Origin of the sequence: Pseudoduganella sp. OTU4001 (genome assembly GCF_038440195.1) — a bacterium.
Taxonomy (GTDB): domain Bacteria; phylum Pseudomonadota; class Gammaproteobacteria; order Burkholderiales; family Burkholderiaceae_D; genus Rugamonas.
In genome coordinates this window covers 140,213-154,368 of the sequence record NZ_JASATG010000003.1, presented here as the reverse complement: position 1 = coordinate 154,368, position 14,156 = coordinate 140,213, and the positions used below count along the sequence as shown (strand labels likewise).

The 14,156-nt window shown below is 61.6% G+C and carries 16 protein-coding genes; 4 read left to right on the top strand and 12 right to left on the bottom strand.

All coding sequences use genetic code 11. From position 1 onward, the window contains the following. Positions 1–137: 137 nt before the first annotated feature. Positions 138–1,586, bottom strand: a complete 1,449-nt coding sequence (locus AAHE99_RS04250; protein WP_446728893.1) for a peptide MFS transporter — start codon at positions 1,584–1,586, stop codon at positions 138–140. A gap of 240 nt (positions 1,587–1,826) precedes the next feature. Between AAHE99_RS04250 and ppnN the strand changes: the two genes are divergently transcribed. Further along, positions 1,827–3,197: a nucleotide 5'-monophosphate nucleosidase PpnN gene (gene ppnN / locus AAHE99_RS04245; RefSeq protein WP_342114732.1), complete on the top strand. Its 1,371-nt coding sequence runs from the start codon at positions 1,827–1,829 to the stop codon at positions 3,195–3,197. Here ppnN and AAHE99_RS04240 read toward each other — a convergent pair whose 3' ends face one another. The 8 genes from AAHE99_RS04240 to AAHE99_RS04205 form a co-directional block, all read right to left on the bottom strand. After that, positions 3,198–3,716, bottom strand: a complete 519-nt coding sequence (locus tag AAHE99_RS04240) for a hypothetical protein (RefSeq protein WP_342114730.1) — start codon at positions 3,714–3,716, stop codon at positions 3,198–3,200. 58 nt (positions 3,717–3,774) lie between these two features. Beyond that, positions 3,775–5,313 (bottom strand): lysine--tRNA ligase, encoded by a 1,539-nt coding sequence (gene lysS / locus AAHE99_RS04235; RefSeq protein ID WP_342114728.1) that lies wholly within the window; start codon positions 5,311–5,313, stop codon positions 3,775–3,777. Between the two features lie 4 nt (positions 5,314–5,317). Beyond that, positions 5,318–5,977, bottom strand: a complete 660-nt coding sequence (locus tag AAHE99_RS04230; protein WP_342114727.1) for an HAD family hydrolase — start codon at positions 5,975–5,977, stop codon at positions 5,318–5,320. A 3-nt stretch (positions 5,978–5,980) separates the two neighbouring features. Continuing rightward, positions 5,981–7,085, bottom strand: a protein-coding gene (gene prfB, locus AAHE99_RS04225) for a peptide chain release factor 2 (protein WP_342114725.1) whose coding sequence is annotated in 2 segments (ribosomal slippage) — positions 5,981–7,003 and positions 7,005–7,085 — 1,104 coding nt in all. Because the reading frame shifts where the segments join, the coding sequence is not laid out codon by codon here. A gap of 82 nt (positions 7,086–7,167) precedes the next feature. Next, positions 7,168–7,689 (bottom strand): phage tail protein, encoded by a 522-nt coding sequence (locus tag AAHE99_RS04220; RefSeq protein ID WP_342114723.1) that lies wholly within the window; start codon positions 7,687–7,689, stop codon positions 7,168–7,170. Positions 7,690–7,699: 10 nt separating this feature from the next. Continuing rightward, positions 7,700–8,233 (bottom strand): phage tail protein, encoded by a 534-nt coding sequence (locus AAHE99_RS04215; RefSeq protein WP_342114721.1) that lies wholly within the window; start codon positions 8,231–8,233, stop codon positions 7,700–7,702. A 16-nt stretch (positions 8,234–8,249) separates the two neighbouring features. Next, positions 8,250–8,759 (bottom strand): phage tail protein, encoded by a 510-nt coding sequence (locus AAHE99_RS04210; protein WP_342114719.1) that lies wholly within the window; start codon positions 8,757–8,759, stop codon positions 8,250–8,252. 9 nt (positions 8,760–8,768) lie between these two features. Then, complete coding sequence (locus AAHE99_RS04205; protein ID WP_342114717.1) at positions 8,769–9,401, bottom strand: DUF642 domain-containing protein; 633 nt, start codon at positions 9,399–9,401, stop codon at positions 8,769–8,771. A gap of 213 nt (positions 9,402–9,614) precedes the next feature. On the opposite strand from AAHE99_RS04205, the gene AAHE99_RS04200 reads away from it, so the two are divergent. The 3 genes from AAHE99_RS04200 (at position 9,615) to AAHE99_RS26755 (ending at position 12,690) form a co-directional block, all read left to right on the top strand. Next, a complete protein-coding gene (locus AAHE99_RS04200; RefSeq protein WP_342114715.1) occupies positions 9,615–11,597 on the top strand; it encodes a bifunctional 2',3'-cyclic-nucleotide 2'-phosphodiesterase/3'-nucleotidase in 1,983 nt (660 codons plus the stop codon). A 78-nt stretch (positions 11,598–11,675) separates the two neighbouring features. Continuing rightward, positions 11,676–12,359: a tetratricopeptide repeat protein gene (locus tag AAHE99_RS04195; protein ID WP_342114713.1), complete on the top strand. Its 684-nt coding sequence runs from the start codon at positions 11,676–11,678 to the stop codon at positions 12,357–12,359. Next, the gene (locus AAHE99_RS26755) at positions 12,355–12,690 is read left to right on the top strand and encodes a hypothetical protein (protein ID WP_446728892.1); all 336 of its coding nucleotides are present in this window, start codon (positions 12,355–12,357) and stop codon (positions 12,688–12,690) included. The genes AAHE99_RS04195 and AAHE99_RS26755 overlap by 5 nt, the downstream gene beginning before the upstream one ends. On the opposite strand, the gene AAHE99_RS04190 is transcribed toward AAHE99_RS26755, so the two are convergent. From AAHE99_RS04190 to AAHE99_RS04180, 3 genes are read right to left on the bottom strand one after another with little or no spacing between them, the layout of a single operon-like run. Continuing rightward, entirely contained in the window at positions 12,653–12,973 is a 321-nt protein-coding gene (locus AAHE99_RS04190) for a DUF2288 domain-containing protein (protein WP_342114711.1), read from the bottom strand. The two genes, AAHE99_RS26755 and AAHE99_RS04190, sit on opposite strands and share 38 nt — an antisense overlap. Before the next feature lie 9 nt (positions 12,974–12,982). After that, positions 12,983–13,666 (bottom strand): RES family NAD+ phosphorylase, encoded by a 684-nt coding sequence (locus AAHE99_RS04185; protein ID WP_342114709.1) that lies wholly within the window; start codon positions 13,664–13,666, stop codon positions 12,983–12,985. Then, a complete protein-coding gene (locus AAHE99_RS04180) occupies positions 13,667–14,104 on the bottom strand; it encodes an MbcA/ParS/Xre antitoxin family protein (RefSeq protein ID WP_342114707.1) in 438 nt (145 codons plus the stop codon). Positions 14,105–14,156: the final 52 nt, after the last annotated feature.

The window sequence follows — 14,156 nt, the reverse complement described above, 5'->3', positions numbered from 1 at the left end:
TAAGTTGAGAACTGTTGGTCGCACAACAAGTCTAACTTTTCTTCACCGCTTTCCTGCTTTCTGGCTCAAATCACAGCAATCCGTGATGAACCATAAAAAAAGGCAGCCGAAGCTGCCTTTTTTGATTGTGCGGTGAATTACTTCACGCCGTGCATCAGTTTCTGGATGAACGGTGCCAGGATGAACAGCAGCACGCCGCCGCCGATCAGGATCCAGAAGCCCTGGGTGTAGCCAGCCAGCGCCGACGGTACGGTCATGCCGTGCTCACCGGACATCATCGATGCCACGATACCGGACAGGTTGTTGCCGATACCGGTGGACAGGAACCAGCCGCCCATGCCCATGCCGACCAGGCGCACTGGAGCCAGCTTGGTCACCATCGACAGGCCGATCGGGGACAGGCACAGTTCACCGATGGACTGGATCACGTAGACCATGAACAGGGTCCAGAACGGGATCATGTTCTTGTCGTCGACCAGGTGGGTCAGCGCGTACATCAGCAGGCCGAAGGCCAGGCCGTTGCCGATGATACCCAGTGCGAACTTACGCGGGATGGAAGGATTCTTGCCGCGCTTGCCCATCCACACCCAGATCGCTGCCACGACCGGCGCGAAGAAGATGATGGCCAGCGAGTTCACCGACTGGAACCAGGCGGTTGGGAAGGTCATGAAGCCCAGGTCGCGGTTCACGATCTGGTCTGCCAGGAAGGTGAACGAGGAACCAGCTTGCTCGAAGAAGCACCAGAACATGATGTTGAAGGCGAAGATCACCATCATGGCGATGGTCTTGTCGCGCGCCACAGGGCCGTTGCGCACGCCTTCGACGATCAGCATGACCACCAGGATCAGGAACAGCACGGTCAGCACGCCTTGCAGGGCGGCGGCGCCAACTGCCAGCAGCGAGTACACAACTGGAATCACGGCCAGTGCGCCCAGTGCCACGTAGGCAATACGCATTGGGGATTTGGCTTCCGGTGCCGGTTCGCCGATGCCCTTCAGGCCCTTGCGGCCCAGGTAGAACCAGAACAGGGAGATCAGCATGCCCACACCTGCGGAGATGAACACGATCTTGTACGCAGGGGTGTCGCCGGTAGCGAAGACTTTCTGCGCCAGCAGCTGGGTGAAGATCGGGGCCAGGAAGCCGCCGACGTTGATGCCCATGTAGAAGATGGTGAAGCCGGAGTCGCGGCGGGTGTCACCCAGCGAGTACAGCTTGCCGACCATGGTGGAGATGTTCGGTTTGAACAGGCCGTTACCAACAATAATGGTCGAGAGGCCGAACTTGAAGATCGTATCGTCCGGGATGGCGATCATGAACAGGCCCGCCGCCATGAAGGTCGCGCCGACCAGGATCGAGCGCTGGTAGCCCAGGACGCGGTCAGCGACATAGCCGCCAAACAGTGCGCCGGCGTACACCAATGCCAGGTAGGAGCCGTAAGTCAGGTTGGCGGCAGCCTGGCCGGAAGCATCGCCGCCGAAGAACTGCGAAACGATGTACAGCACCAGTGCCCAGCGGATCCCGTAAAACGCAAAGCGTTCCCAGAACTCAGACATGAACAACATCCAGAGCGGAGCAGGGTGACCCATGATCTGCCTGAATTCAGGGATTGGAACCTCGGTGGTTTGCGTGGTAGGACCGCTCATGCGGCTTCTCCTGGTCGAAAAAAAGCCGAATTGTAATCTAACGTAAGGGTTTCCAGTGCAATTTCGCGTGCTGCTTAGCAGCATTGTGGTAAGTTTGCCAAGCTTGCGTCTGTGAATCGCCACGGCATAGGCGTATATTGAAGGTGCAGGTCCCAAAAAGTTAAATAAAAGGATTTTTGTATCATGGACAGCAACGTTGTCGATACTCTCATCGCTCCGGAGGGCAGGCTGGAAGTCCTGTCCAAGGCGGAGGTGGTGCAATTGCTGGACTCCGGCAAGGGCGGCCTCTATAACATCTTCCGCAACTGCGCCCTGGCGGTGCTGAATTGCGGCAGCACGATCGACGATGGAAAGGAACTGCTGGATCGCTTCAAGTCGTTTGACATCAACATCCTGCAGCGCGAGCGTGGCATCAAGCTGGAAATCAAGGGCGCGCCGGCCATCGCTTTTGTCGATGGCAAGATGATCAAGGGTATCCACGAGCACCTGTTCGCGGTGCTGCGCGATATCGTTTTTGTGAATAATGAGGTGACGGGTAATCCGAAGTTCGACCTGTCGCGCAGCGAGGGGGTTACGGATGCGGTGTTCCATATCCTCCGTAATGCTAACGTGCTGAAGCCTCAGCTGAATCCCAACCTGGTGGTGTGCTGGGGCGGGCATTCGATCAACCGCGCGGAATATAACTATTCCAAGGAAGTGGGCTACCAGCTTGGCCTGCGCGGGCTGGATATCTGCACCGGCTGCGGGCCGGGCGCGATGAAGGGGCCGATGAAAGGCGCCACCATCGGCCACGCCAAGCAGCGCTTCACCGGCGGCCGCTATCTGGGCATCACTGAGCCGGGCATCATTGCGGCGGAGTCGCCGAACCCGATCGTCAACGACCTGGTGATCATGCCGGATATCGAAAAGCGCCTGGAGGCGTTCGTGCGCACCGGCCATGGGATTTGCGTGTTCCCGGGCGGCGCGGGGACGGCGGAGGAGATCCTATACATCCTCGGCATCCTGCTGCACCCTGAGAATGCGGATATCCCGTTCCCGCTGATCTTCACCGGCCCCGAAACGGCGCGCGACTACTTCGTGCAGATCAATGAGTTTATCGGGCTGACGCTGGGTGCGGAGGCGCAGAAGCGCTACAAGATCATTGTCGATGATCCGGAGCTAGTGGCGCAGGAGATGCAGGAGGGGATGAAGCAGGTGCGCGAGTTCCGCAAATCGCGTTCGGATGCCTATTATTTCAACTGGGCGCTGAAGATCGACGAGGAGTTCCAGCGTCCGTTCGCGCCGACGCACGAAAATATGCGTAATCTCAGCCTGCACAAGAACCAGCCGGTGCACGTGCTGGCGGCCAACCTGCGCCGCGCCTTCTCGGGCGTGGTGGCGGGCAATGTGAAGGAGGAGGGCATCCGTACGATTGAGAAGTACGGGCACTTCGAGATCCATGGCGACAAGGAGATCATGGGGCCGATGGACGCGCTGCTGGCATCCTTTGTGGCGCAAAGCCGCATGAAGCTGGCGGGCAAGGCTTACACGCCTTGCTACCGTGTGATCCAGTAATCAGCGTTTGGCTGGCTCGGGCGCTGGCGCTGCCGCGCGGCGCTCGAGCAGCTTCCTGATTTCGCTCAGCTCCAGCCCTTGCTGTGCCAGCACGGCGCTGTCTCGGCGCTGGCGGGCATCCATTTCCGCGAATTTGGTCTTCAGGTCGCCGATATCGCGCTCTACGGTGGCGCGCCAGCGTGCGCTGCCGTCGCCGGCCTGGAAGGCGGCCGTCATTCCTGAAATCAGGGAAGAATTGATGGCGCCGACGCCAAAGATAACGGTGAGTGCGACAGTGATGCCGGTGATGATGATCGTTGAGTTCAACTTGCGCATATGTGATTCGAGGGAATCCATGCGGCGCGAGTGCTCGTCCAGGCGGGTATTTTGTGCGTCAAGGCGCGCGGAGAGCGCAGCGATCAATCCCTTCAGTTCGGCAACGGAAGTTTCGATCAATCCTTTTAATTCGGCGTGCATGCTGGCTACCTGGATTTCCAGGCGCGTAACACGTTCAGCAAGTGAAGGCTCAGGTGCGTTCATGAGCCATATGATGCGCCGCGCTTGCAGGAACTTCAAGCAAGCGCGGGCGTAGTGCGGATTAGTCTTCCTTACGCAGGTGCGGGAACAGCAGCACGTCGCGGATGTTCGGCGAGTCGGTCAGCAGCATCATCAGACGGTCGATGCCGATGCCGCAGCCGCCGGCTGGCGGCATGCCGTATTCCAGCGCGCGGATGAAGTCGGCATCGTAGTACATCGCCTCATCATCGCCAGCTTCCTTGGCTTTCATCTGCGCCAGGAAGCGAGCCGACTGGTCTTCCGCGTCGTTCAGCTCCGAGAAGCCGTTGGCGATCTCGCGGCCCACCATGAACAGCTCGAAGCGCTCGGTGATGCCTTCGCGGGTATCGGAAGCACGTGCCAGCGGCGACACTTCGATCGGGTAATCGATGATGAAGGTCGGCTCCCACAGCTGCGCTTCAGCGGTTTCCTCGAACAGCGCCAGTTGCAGCGCGCCCAGGCCGGAGGTGGCGAACGGCTTCACGCCGAACTTCAGCAGCTCGGCCTTCAGGAAGTCCATGTCGTTCAGCTGCGCTTCGGTGTAGTGCGGGGCGTACTTGTTGATCGCGCCGCAGATGGTCAGGCGCTGGAATGGCTTGGACAGGTCGAGCTCACGACCGCCGTAGGTCAGTACGGCGGTGCCCTTGGCGTCGATCGCGGCCTGGCGGATCACTTCTTCGGTGAAGTTCATGATCCACTGGTAGTCGGTGTAGGCCGCGTAGAACTCCATCATGGTGAATTCCGGGTTGTGACGGACCGACACGCCTTCGTTACGGAAGTTGCGGTTGATCTCGAACACGCGGTCGAAGCCGCCCACCACCAGGCGCTTCAGGTACAGCTCAGGAGCGATACGCATGTACATCTGCATGTCCAGCGCGTTGTGGTGGGTGATGAAAGGCTTGGCCGCCGCGCCGCCCGGGATCGGGTGCAGCATCGGGGTTTCCACTTCCATGAACTCGTTCTTTTCCATGAAGCGGCGGATCGAGGAGATCGCGGCGGTGCGCGCTTTGAAGGTGCGGCGGGTTTCTTCGCTGGTGATCAGGTCGACATAGCGCTGGCGGTACTTGGTTTCCTGGTCGGCCAGGCCGTGGAACTTGTCCGGCAGCGGGCGCAGGGCCTTGGTGATCAGGCGCACTTCGCTGACCTTGACGGTCAGTTCGTCGGTCTTGGTCTTGAACAGGGTGCCGGTCACGCCCAGGATGTCGCCCAGGTCCCAGCTACGGAAGTCTTCCATCGCCGCTTCGCCGGTGGTGTCAACGGTGACGTAGATCTGGATGCGGCCATCGGCCTTCTGGCCGGAGGAATCCTGCAGGGTGGCGAATGCGGCTTTTTTACCGGCTTCGCGGCGCAGCATCATGCGGCCGGCGATGACGACGGTGACCGGTTCGGCTTCCAGTTCTTCACGGGTTTTGGCGCCGTACTGGATGTGCAGGTCGGCAGCCTTGTGCTGAGGGCGGAAATCGTTAGGGAAGGCGACGCTCTGTTTCTCGCGGATGGCGGCCAGCTTGGCGCGGCGCTCGGCGATGATTTTGTTGTCGTCCTGGCCTGGCGCCTGGTCTTGCACTTGGTTTTCCGTAGTCATGGTTTTATGGTTTAGTCAGATTATTGATGTCGATTTCGCTGAAGTCGCGTGCAATGCAGATCACATTGTCGAACGCCTTAAACGCTTCAGCAGGCAAAGTGGTTGTCAGGACGACGCAGCGCATGCCGGCTCGGCGCGCTGCCTCCACGCCCAAAGGCGCGTCCTCGAACACGATGCAGTGCGCCGGATCGGCGCCGCAGCGTTCGGCCGCCAGCAGGAACACGTCCGGTTCCGGCTTGCCGCGTTTGACGTCGGCCGCGCCGACGACGGTGTCGAACTGCTCGCGCACACCCAGTCCGTCCAGCGTGAAGTCCACGTTGCAGGGCGGGGCGGCGGTGCCGACCGCCAGCTTGATGCCGGCAGCCTGCGCTGCGCCTACCAGGGCGCCGAAGCCTGCCACGGCGCGCAGGTGCGGTGCGTAGATTTCGCGGTACAGCACTTCCTTCTCGTCGATCAGGGCGGCGACGTCGTCACGCGCCAGACCTTCTCCCAGGTATTGGCGCATGATTTCGTGGCCGGTGCGGCCGGCGGTGGCGGCAAAGAACGCCGCCTCGTCGACAGCATGGCCACGGCGGCTGAAAAACTCCAGCCACGAGCGGGTGTGGAAGCCCATGTTGTCGACGATGGTGCCATCCATGTCGAAGATGAAGGCGCGCTGCGTCATCTGTTAGATGCCTTGCTTGAGGGACGCGGAGATGAAGTCATCCAGGTCGCCGTCCAGCACGCCCTTGGTGTTGCCGGTCTCGAAGTTGGTGCGCAGATCCTTGATGCGGGACTGGTCCAGCACGTAGGAACGGATCTGGTGGCCCCAGCCGACGTCGGTCTTGGAGTCTTCCAGCGACTGCTGCTCGCTCATGCGCTTGCGCAGTTCCAGTTCGTACAGCTTGGCCTTCAGCATTTCCATCGCTTCGGCCTTGTTGCGGTGCTGGGAACGGTCGTTTTGGCACTGCACCACAATACCGGACGGACCGTGGGTAATACGCACCGCGGAGTCGGTCTTGTTAATGTGCTGGCCGCCGGCGCCGGACGCACGGTAGGTGTCGATACGCAGGTCGGCCGGGTTGATCTCGATCTCGATCGAGTCATCCACTTCCGGGTACACGAACAGCGACACGAAGGAGGTGTGGCGGCCGCCCGAGGAGTCGAACGGCGACTTGCGCACCAGGCGGTGCACGCCGGTCTCGGTACGCAGGTGGCCGTAGGCGTATTCGCCGTCCACTTTCAGGGTGGCGGTCTTGATGCCGGCAACCTCGCCCTCGGATTCCTCCAGCACTTCCACCTTGAAGCCCTTGCGTTCGCAATAGCGCAGGTATTGGCGCAGCAGCATGGAGGCCCAGTCCTGGGCTTCGGTACCGCCGGCGCCGGCCTGGATGTCGATGAAGCAGTTGTTCGGGTCCATCGGGTTGCTGAACATACGGCGGAATTCCATCTGTTCGATCACCTTCTGGATTTCCGCGGTATCCGCAATCACGGCTTCGAGCGTATCGTCGTCGCCTTCTTCCTTGCCCATCGCGAACAGTTCGTTCATGTCGCTCAGGTCAGTCTGCGCTTTCTGCAGGGTGAGCACGACACCTTCGAGGGCTTTTTTCTCGCGACCCATGTCCTGGGCCTTTTTCGGGTCATTCCAAACGGCCGGATCTTCGAGTTCGGCGTTCAGTTGTTCCAGTTTCTCCGACTTCTTATCGAAGTCAAAGATACCTCCGAAGTTCGGCTTCGCGGGTGGTCAGGTCCGCGAGCAGGTTGGCGAGGGAATTGATGCGTTCAGCTTCCATGGTTTTCCGGGTTTCTTAAAGTGAAATCAAACCCGGAATTATACCCCAGAGCAGGCCCGCCCGGGGGCGGGGCCTGCCTTGCTCAGTCATGGGGCGGGAAGATGCCCTGCAGGGCGATGATGAAGTTGAGCACCAGGTAGGGTTGCAGGTTATTGTGGGGCTGGCTGCCGCCTGTGTTGCCCAGGGAGCCGGCCGGCATCGCCGCCAGCGCCGTCGCCTCGTGGTAGGGCGGCGTCGGGCTGGATGGTGCGGCCAGCAGGGCGCCGTTTGCCGAGACGACCGAAGCGTCCGTGCTGGCCCCGCGCAGGGTGTGGGTATGGCTGGGCATCTGGGCCTGGGCCAGGGTCACGGCGGCGCTGCCGGCGGCTTCACCCAGCGCGCGTGGCGTCAGGCCGGGGCCGCTGCCGGCGTCCATGGGGAAGCGTTGTTTCATATTTGGCAAGCCGAAGGTGGTCTTGCCATCCCCGCCGTAAGTCGTGCCCAGGATGGCGAACAAGGCCTGGTTCTGGCTGATCGCCAACAGCTGGCCGTTACACATCGCCCATCCCTTGGGTGCGAAATTGCCGGTAAAAATGCGCAGTTCGCCAATATAGGCATCGGACATGATCGGCTCCTCAGGAACGCTGCGGGAAAACGCCCTCAAGGGCGATGATGTAGGTCATGGCCAGGTAAGGCGCCATATTGTTGTGGGGCTGGCCGGCGCCGGCCGGCGCTTGCGCCACCGCCAGCGGCGACATGTCGGCCGTTGCACCGTCCGGCGCATACAGCTTGGGTTTGCCGGGGGAAGCAGGGACGTAGAGGGTGGCGCCGGTGAGGCTCAGGCCATTGGGCGCCGGCGCCGGGATGGCGGTGCTGGCGGCAACGCTGTGGCTGTGCTGCGGGATCTCGGTCGACTGCAGGGTCACGCTCTCGGTGCCAAATTGCGCCCCGAGCGGGTATTCCTGGCTTGGGTGGGCTGGGACCCGGCCGCGCAGGTCTGGCAGGGCGAAGGTGGTTTGACCATTGCCGCCGTAGGTGGTGCCGAGCAGCGAAAACAAGGCGGTGTTCTGGGCGATGGAAAGCAGTTTGCCATCGCACAGGGCCCAGCCATGCGGCGGGAAGTTGCCGCCGAAAATACGGATCTCGCCGATAAATGGTTCCAGTTCCATGAAGGGCTCCGTTGGTTCAGGTCTGGCTGGGGAAGATGCCTTCCAGCGCAATGATGAAATTGATGCACAGGGTAGGCTGGCAGTTCTCGTGCGGCTGGTTGCCGCCGGTGCTCGACAGCGAGGAGGCGGCCAGCGTCGCGCTATTGTCCGGCGGGGCGAAGATATTGAAAGCGCCCGCTTCCACATCGCCGAATGTCCGGTTGGCCGGGTTGTTGAAATGGCTGACGGCCGTCGAAGCCATCAGCTGGTGTGTGTGGCCGGGTAGTTCCTGGGTGTTCAGCGTGTGCTGGGCCTCGCCGCCGCGCTGTCCGAGCGGAGCGCTGTTGTCGATATGGGTGGGCACGCGGCCACGCAGGTCGGGCAGGGCGAAGGTGTTGATGCCGTCGCCGCCGTAGGTGGCGCCAAGGATGGCGAACAGCACATCATTCTGGGCGATGGACATCAATTGGCCTTCGCACCTGGCCCAGCCCTGCGGCGCGAAGTTGAACCCGGCCATGCGGATTTCGCCGACGTATTGTTCTGGCATGATGTCTCCTTAGCTCCGTTGGCGCGCCAGGCGCATTGTCAGCAGGCCGGCGCCGAGTAATGCCAGCGTGGCTGGTTCGGGAACGCGGCCGGGATCGGGATCGGGATCGGGATCGGGGTCGGCTGCCGCGACGACGGTGATATTGTCCCAGGCGTTCCAGGCCGACAGGTTGTAGCTCGAGAAAACCAGCTCGGTGCTGGTTCCGGTGGCCGTCACGCTGTAGCTGAAGTGGGTCCAATCGCTTTCAATGTCGTGCTGCTCCAGTTTGATCTCGCCGCCGAACGAGGCGATGACGTGGTTATCGAGCGTGGGGTCTTGGAATGGATTGTGCATACGCTGCAGGTCAAAGCTGAAGGTATAGGTGGTGCCGATCACGGTGGCGATGGTCTGGCGGAGCGTGCCCATATTGTTGGGATCAGTCCAGGTGCCGTCCGAAAATACCCAGTTGTTCGCGTTTGCGAGCGGCGTGCCGGACGTATCCTTGGCAAAGAACTGCAGCCCGTCCGGCGATGCGATGGTCCAGCCGGTGCCCGATGCTTGCGGTGCGGTCTCAAAGTTGCCGTTGGTGACAAGGTTGGCATGGGCGAAGGGTGCCGCCAGCAGCATGGCCGCGGCTAGCACACTGATGCGACGGAGCTTCATGAGATTCCCCTTATTGTTTGGTGGAGGAATCTTACGAGCCTACATTGTCATTCCGATATTTATTTGCGGCAATGTGGTGAATGTGCAAACATTGGCTACCAGCGTCGTAGGCACTGCGCCGCATTTGCCGGGCGGATAGCAGATAATGTGCGGAATTCAAGGTATGCCGACGATAGCTGCGGAGCCTAATAGTTATTTGATAGAAACTTCCCTATGCGTATTTTTTTACTGGCGCCATTCGCGGTAGTGCTGGCCGCCTGTAGCCATGTGCCTGGACGCGTTCCGGCAGGTGCCCGGGCCAGCCTGGCTGTGCTGGAGACCACGGACTTGCACGCCAATGTCCTTGGCTACGACTATTACAAGCTGGCGCCGGACGCCTCACTGGGGCTGGAGCGCACTGCGACCCTGATCCGCCAGGCGCGGCGCGAGTTCCCCAATTCGCTGCTGCTGGATAACGGCGACACCATCCAGGGCACGGCGCTGGGCGATTACCAGGCGCTGGTGGCGCCTGTCGGCTGCGATCAGCCCCTGGCCATCCATAAAGCCATGAATGCGCTGGGCTTTGAGGGCGGCTCGGTCGGCAACCATGAGTTCAACTGGGGCCTCGGCTTCCTCGGCCAGGTCACGGCCAGCGATTTTGGCGCCGACGGCACGCCGGCCCGCGCCAAGCCTTGCGCCGGCCCGGCTTTCCCTATTGTGCTGGCCAATGTCGTCAGCGCGCAGACCGGCAAACCGCTGTTCGCACCGTACCGCATCCTCGATAAGCGCATCAGCGCCGCCGGCCCGGATGGCAAGCCGGTGCAGTCCACCGTCCGTGTGGGGATCATCGGCTTTACCACGCCCGCCATCATGGGCTGGGACCAGCGCTGGCTGGAGGGGCGTGTGCGTACCGAGGGCTGGCGTGAGGCGGCCGAGCGCTACATCCCGGAAATGCGCGCACGCGGCGCGGAAGTGGTGGTCGCTATCTCGCATGGCGGGCTGGATGGCGCGGCTTATGCGCCGTCGATGGAGAACGGCAGCTGGCACCTGGCCCAGGTGCCGGGCATCGACGCCATGCTACTGGGCCATTCGCATGATGTCTTCCCGAACGCCGCCAGCAAGGCCGCCGGTTTCAATCTCCCGGGCGTGGACAAGGCCCAGGGCAGGGTGCACGGCGTTCCAGCCGTGATGCCGGGACTGTGGGGCAAGCACCTGGGCGTGATCCAGCTGTCCCTGCGCCACGATGGCCAGCGCTGGGTGGCCGACGCCGGCGCAGCGCGCGTCGAGACGCACAGCATCCAGCGCCCCGACCGCAGCTTTGTGGAGCCGGATCCTGAGATTGCGAAGCTGGTTAAGGCGGAGCACGAGGCGACCATCGCCTACGTCAAGACGCCGATTGGCGCGACTGATTTCCGCATGTCGGCCTATTTCGCCGATGTGGGCGATGTGTCGGCGATCCAGGTGGTGAACCAGGCGCAGGCTGACTACGTGCGGCGCCATGTGCAGGCCAACCTGCCTCAGTATGCAGGGTTGCCGGTACTGTCGGTGTCGGCCCCGTTCAAGACCGGCGCCGCGGGGGCGGCCGATTACACCGACGTCGCGGCGGGCAGCATGGCGCTGAATAATGCCGCTGATTTGTACCTCTATCCAAACGACCTGCATGCGGTGAAGATCGATGGCGCGGGCCTGAAGGCCTGGCTGGAGCGCGCGGCAGGACGTTTCAACCAGATCGACCCGGCGCGCAGCGAACCGCAGGAACTGGTGAATACCGTTTTCCCGGGCTTTAACTTCGACATGCTGACCGACGCCGACGTGCGGTACCAGATCGACGTCACCCAGCCAGTGGGCCGGCGCATCAAGAGTCTGGCCTGGCGCGGCCAGCCGGTCCGGCCGGAGCAGGAATTCATCGTCGCGACGAACAATTTCCGCGCCAGTGGCGGCGGCGGCTTCCCGGGGCTGGATGGCAGCAAGACCATTTTTGCCTCGCCGGACAACAACCGCGCGGTGCTGATCGACTATCTGAAAAAGGTGCGGCAGGTGACGCGCGCAGCCAATGGCTCGGCGCGCAGCTGGAGCTTTGCGCCAGTGAAAACGAGCGGCCCGGTGGTATTCCGCTCCGCCCCCGGCAAGCTGGCGCTGGCGCGCGAAGCAGGCCTGGGGTTTGTGCGGGAGTTGTCAGCCGACGGCCAGTACGAGATCGTGCTGGAGGGCGGTTAGCTTGCCTTCAGCGCCTTGAGGCGTTCGACGGCGTTGAAGTTCTTGGGGTTCAGTTCCAGCGAACGGCTGTAATTGCGGATGCCCAAGGATGCGAACCGTGCCGCCGTATTGATGCGGGAGTCAGCCGAATTAGGGCATGGTGATGCGCAAGCTCGCCTTGCAGCCTATTATCGCCATGGCTTTGGCGTCGATACTGATCTTGAACAGGCACGATATTGGGCAGTCCGTGCTGTCCAGCAGGAGTCGCCGCGCGGCTATTATGCGCTGGGCTTGCTGCTGAAAGAGGGCTCCGGGGTCAAGCAAGATCCTGCTGCGGGCTTCGAGCTGATCCGCAAAGCGGCAGATATGGGGCATGACGAGGCGCAAATGCAGGCCGGTTTTGAATACGAGGTTGGAAAGATCGTCGCCAAGGATCTTTCGAACGCCCGGAAGTATTATCAGTTGGCGGCTGACCGGGACAACGGAACTGCCATGATGCGCCTCGGCCGACTTTACCGCTATGCCATTGGTGTTGACAGAGACCTTGCCAAGGCCCGTTACTGGTTTGAGCAAGCCCACCAAAGGGATGTGCCCCATGGCACTTACATGTTGGCCGATATGATGTATTGGGACCAGGGTGGCGGGAAGGATGTGAAAGCTGCCATTGAACTGTGGAAGCAGAATGCGGACTATTGGCCGCAGTCGGCGCATGACCTTGGCGTAGCCTACCATTTCGGCTCGGACCAAGTTGAAGCAAACCCGGTACTGGCGGTGAAGTATTGAGAACGGGCTGGGTGTCGATCAGGACTACGCCAAAGCGATCAAACTATACAAACTAGCGGCGGAGACGGAAGAGGCTATCGCATTCTTCAGCTTCGCACATTTGTTTGGCAACGGCAAGGGCGTTCGGCAAGACCTGCGCCTCGCGTATATTTATAGCCAGATCGCAGTCCGTTATGGTTCAAAGAGGGCCGGCGAGTACCGTGACGCGCTGGCCGGGCAGCTGACAGCCGAGGTTAGGAAAGAGGCTGATGTGTTTGCCGCCGCCTGGACGGTAAAGCAGCCGCTGCCTGGCATCAGTGAGGCTTCCGCTTCTCCTGTTGGACGAGAATGAAAGGGCTGACGACGCTGGCCCACAGGTTGGCGTCGCTGTCGATCCATTGCTGGCACTGGGCGTCGGAGACGCGCGCTACCTGGCCGGCTTCCATCCAGGCCGAGATGCTGGCCTTGTCGTCGTGGGCGATGCGCACGGCGACGTCCACCAGGTCCAGTTCATCGGCGACCCAGACCACATTGCCCTGGGCGAAGTGCTTGAGCAGTTCGCTCCAGGGGATGCGGGCGGTTTCGCGGTTGACTTTGGCGCGGAGCTCCGCGTCTTTTTCTGGTTTCAGCTGCATGGTTTACTCTTAAATCGGTGGAATCTGCTCGACGATGGCCGCCGGGCTACCCCGCCATGTTAACCGATAGGCCGGTCCTTTGCGAACATTGCCTACCAGCGCGGGGCGGAAGCAGGCCAGGTTGGTGCCGCCGGGGCGCCGTACGCTCGGGTAGATAATGCCGGTCGAACCCTCCGCCAGCAGCTGCCGCGCCAGGCGCTGAGAGGCCACATAGCTGTCGGGGTCCAGGCAGGTTTGGTATTCGGCCAGGCCGCAAATGTCGTGGAACTGGGCGCTGAAGTCGGACAGCAAGGCCTGGTAGCTCACGCTGTCGTCGAAACGGTCGATCTCGGCGTACTCAACGGTTTTGTGGAAGATCACCTCGGCCAGCGCTGTCTCGTGTTCGAAAGCGCAATACCAGGCGCCGCGCTGGCCGTCGTTAAAGCGGCTGCCTTGCGGGCGGGCATAGGTAAAGGCCGCGTTGATGCTGCGGTAGTTGGGGACGTAGTACACCAGCTCCTCGATGCCGATGCCGAGCGCGCCGCCATGTTCGGCGCGCAAGCGGGCATTGGTGGCGTTATCCAGTTCAAACAGCTGGCGCAGCTCGTCGTCATTGTCGGCGAGGGCGGCCAGCACGGAGTCTTCTTTATCGACAAAGCGCGAGGGAATCAGGCGCACCGTGTCGAATTGGCGCAGCAGGCGGAATGGCGGCAATTACAGCCCTCCGCGGCGGGCGTCGAGCAACTGCCGCACCGTTTGCATGGCGAGGATGCCGCCGGATTCCATGTAGTCCAGCGGCGTACGGCCTCCGAAAACGCTGTTGCGGTTGGCAAGGCTGATCCATTCGTCGGCCAGCTTGTCGCCGTAGATGATGTGCAGCGACTTGTAGATGCCCAGCAGGTAGGAAATGCGCGTAATGCGGTCTACCTCAAGCACCCGGTCCGGGTGCTTTTTCCATTCGTAGAAGGCGCTGCTGGACAGGCCGCCCAGCAGTTCGCGGGCGTCGTCGTCGCGCAGTTTCCAGGCGGTGGCGAGTTTGAAAAAGCCCTTGAGGGCGGCTTTGGACAGGCGTTCGCGCTCCTCTTTGCGGCTCAGGTCAACCGGCTGGGGGATGGCGTATTCGCTGTTGGGGTAGGCAAAGGCGGGATGCATATATCCTCCGTTTATGGATTCTTTATACTCCATTTCCGTATTAATTTCAAGT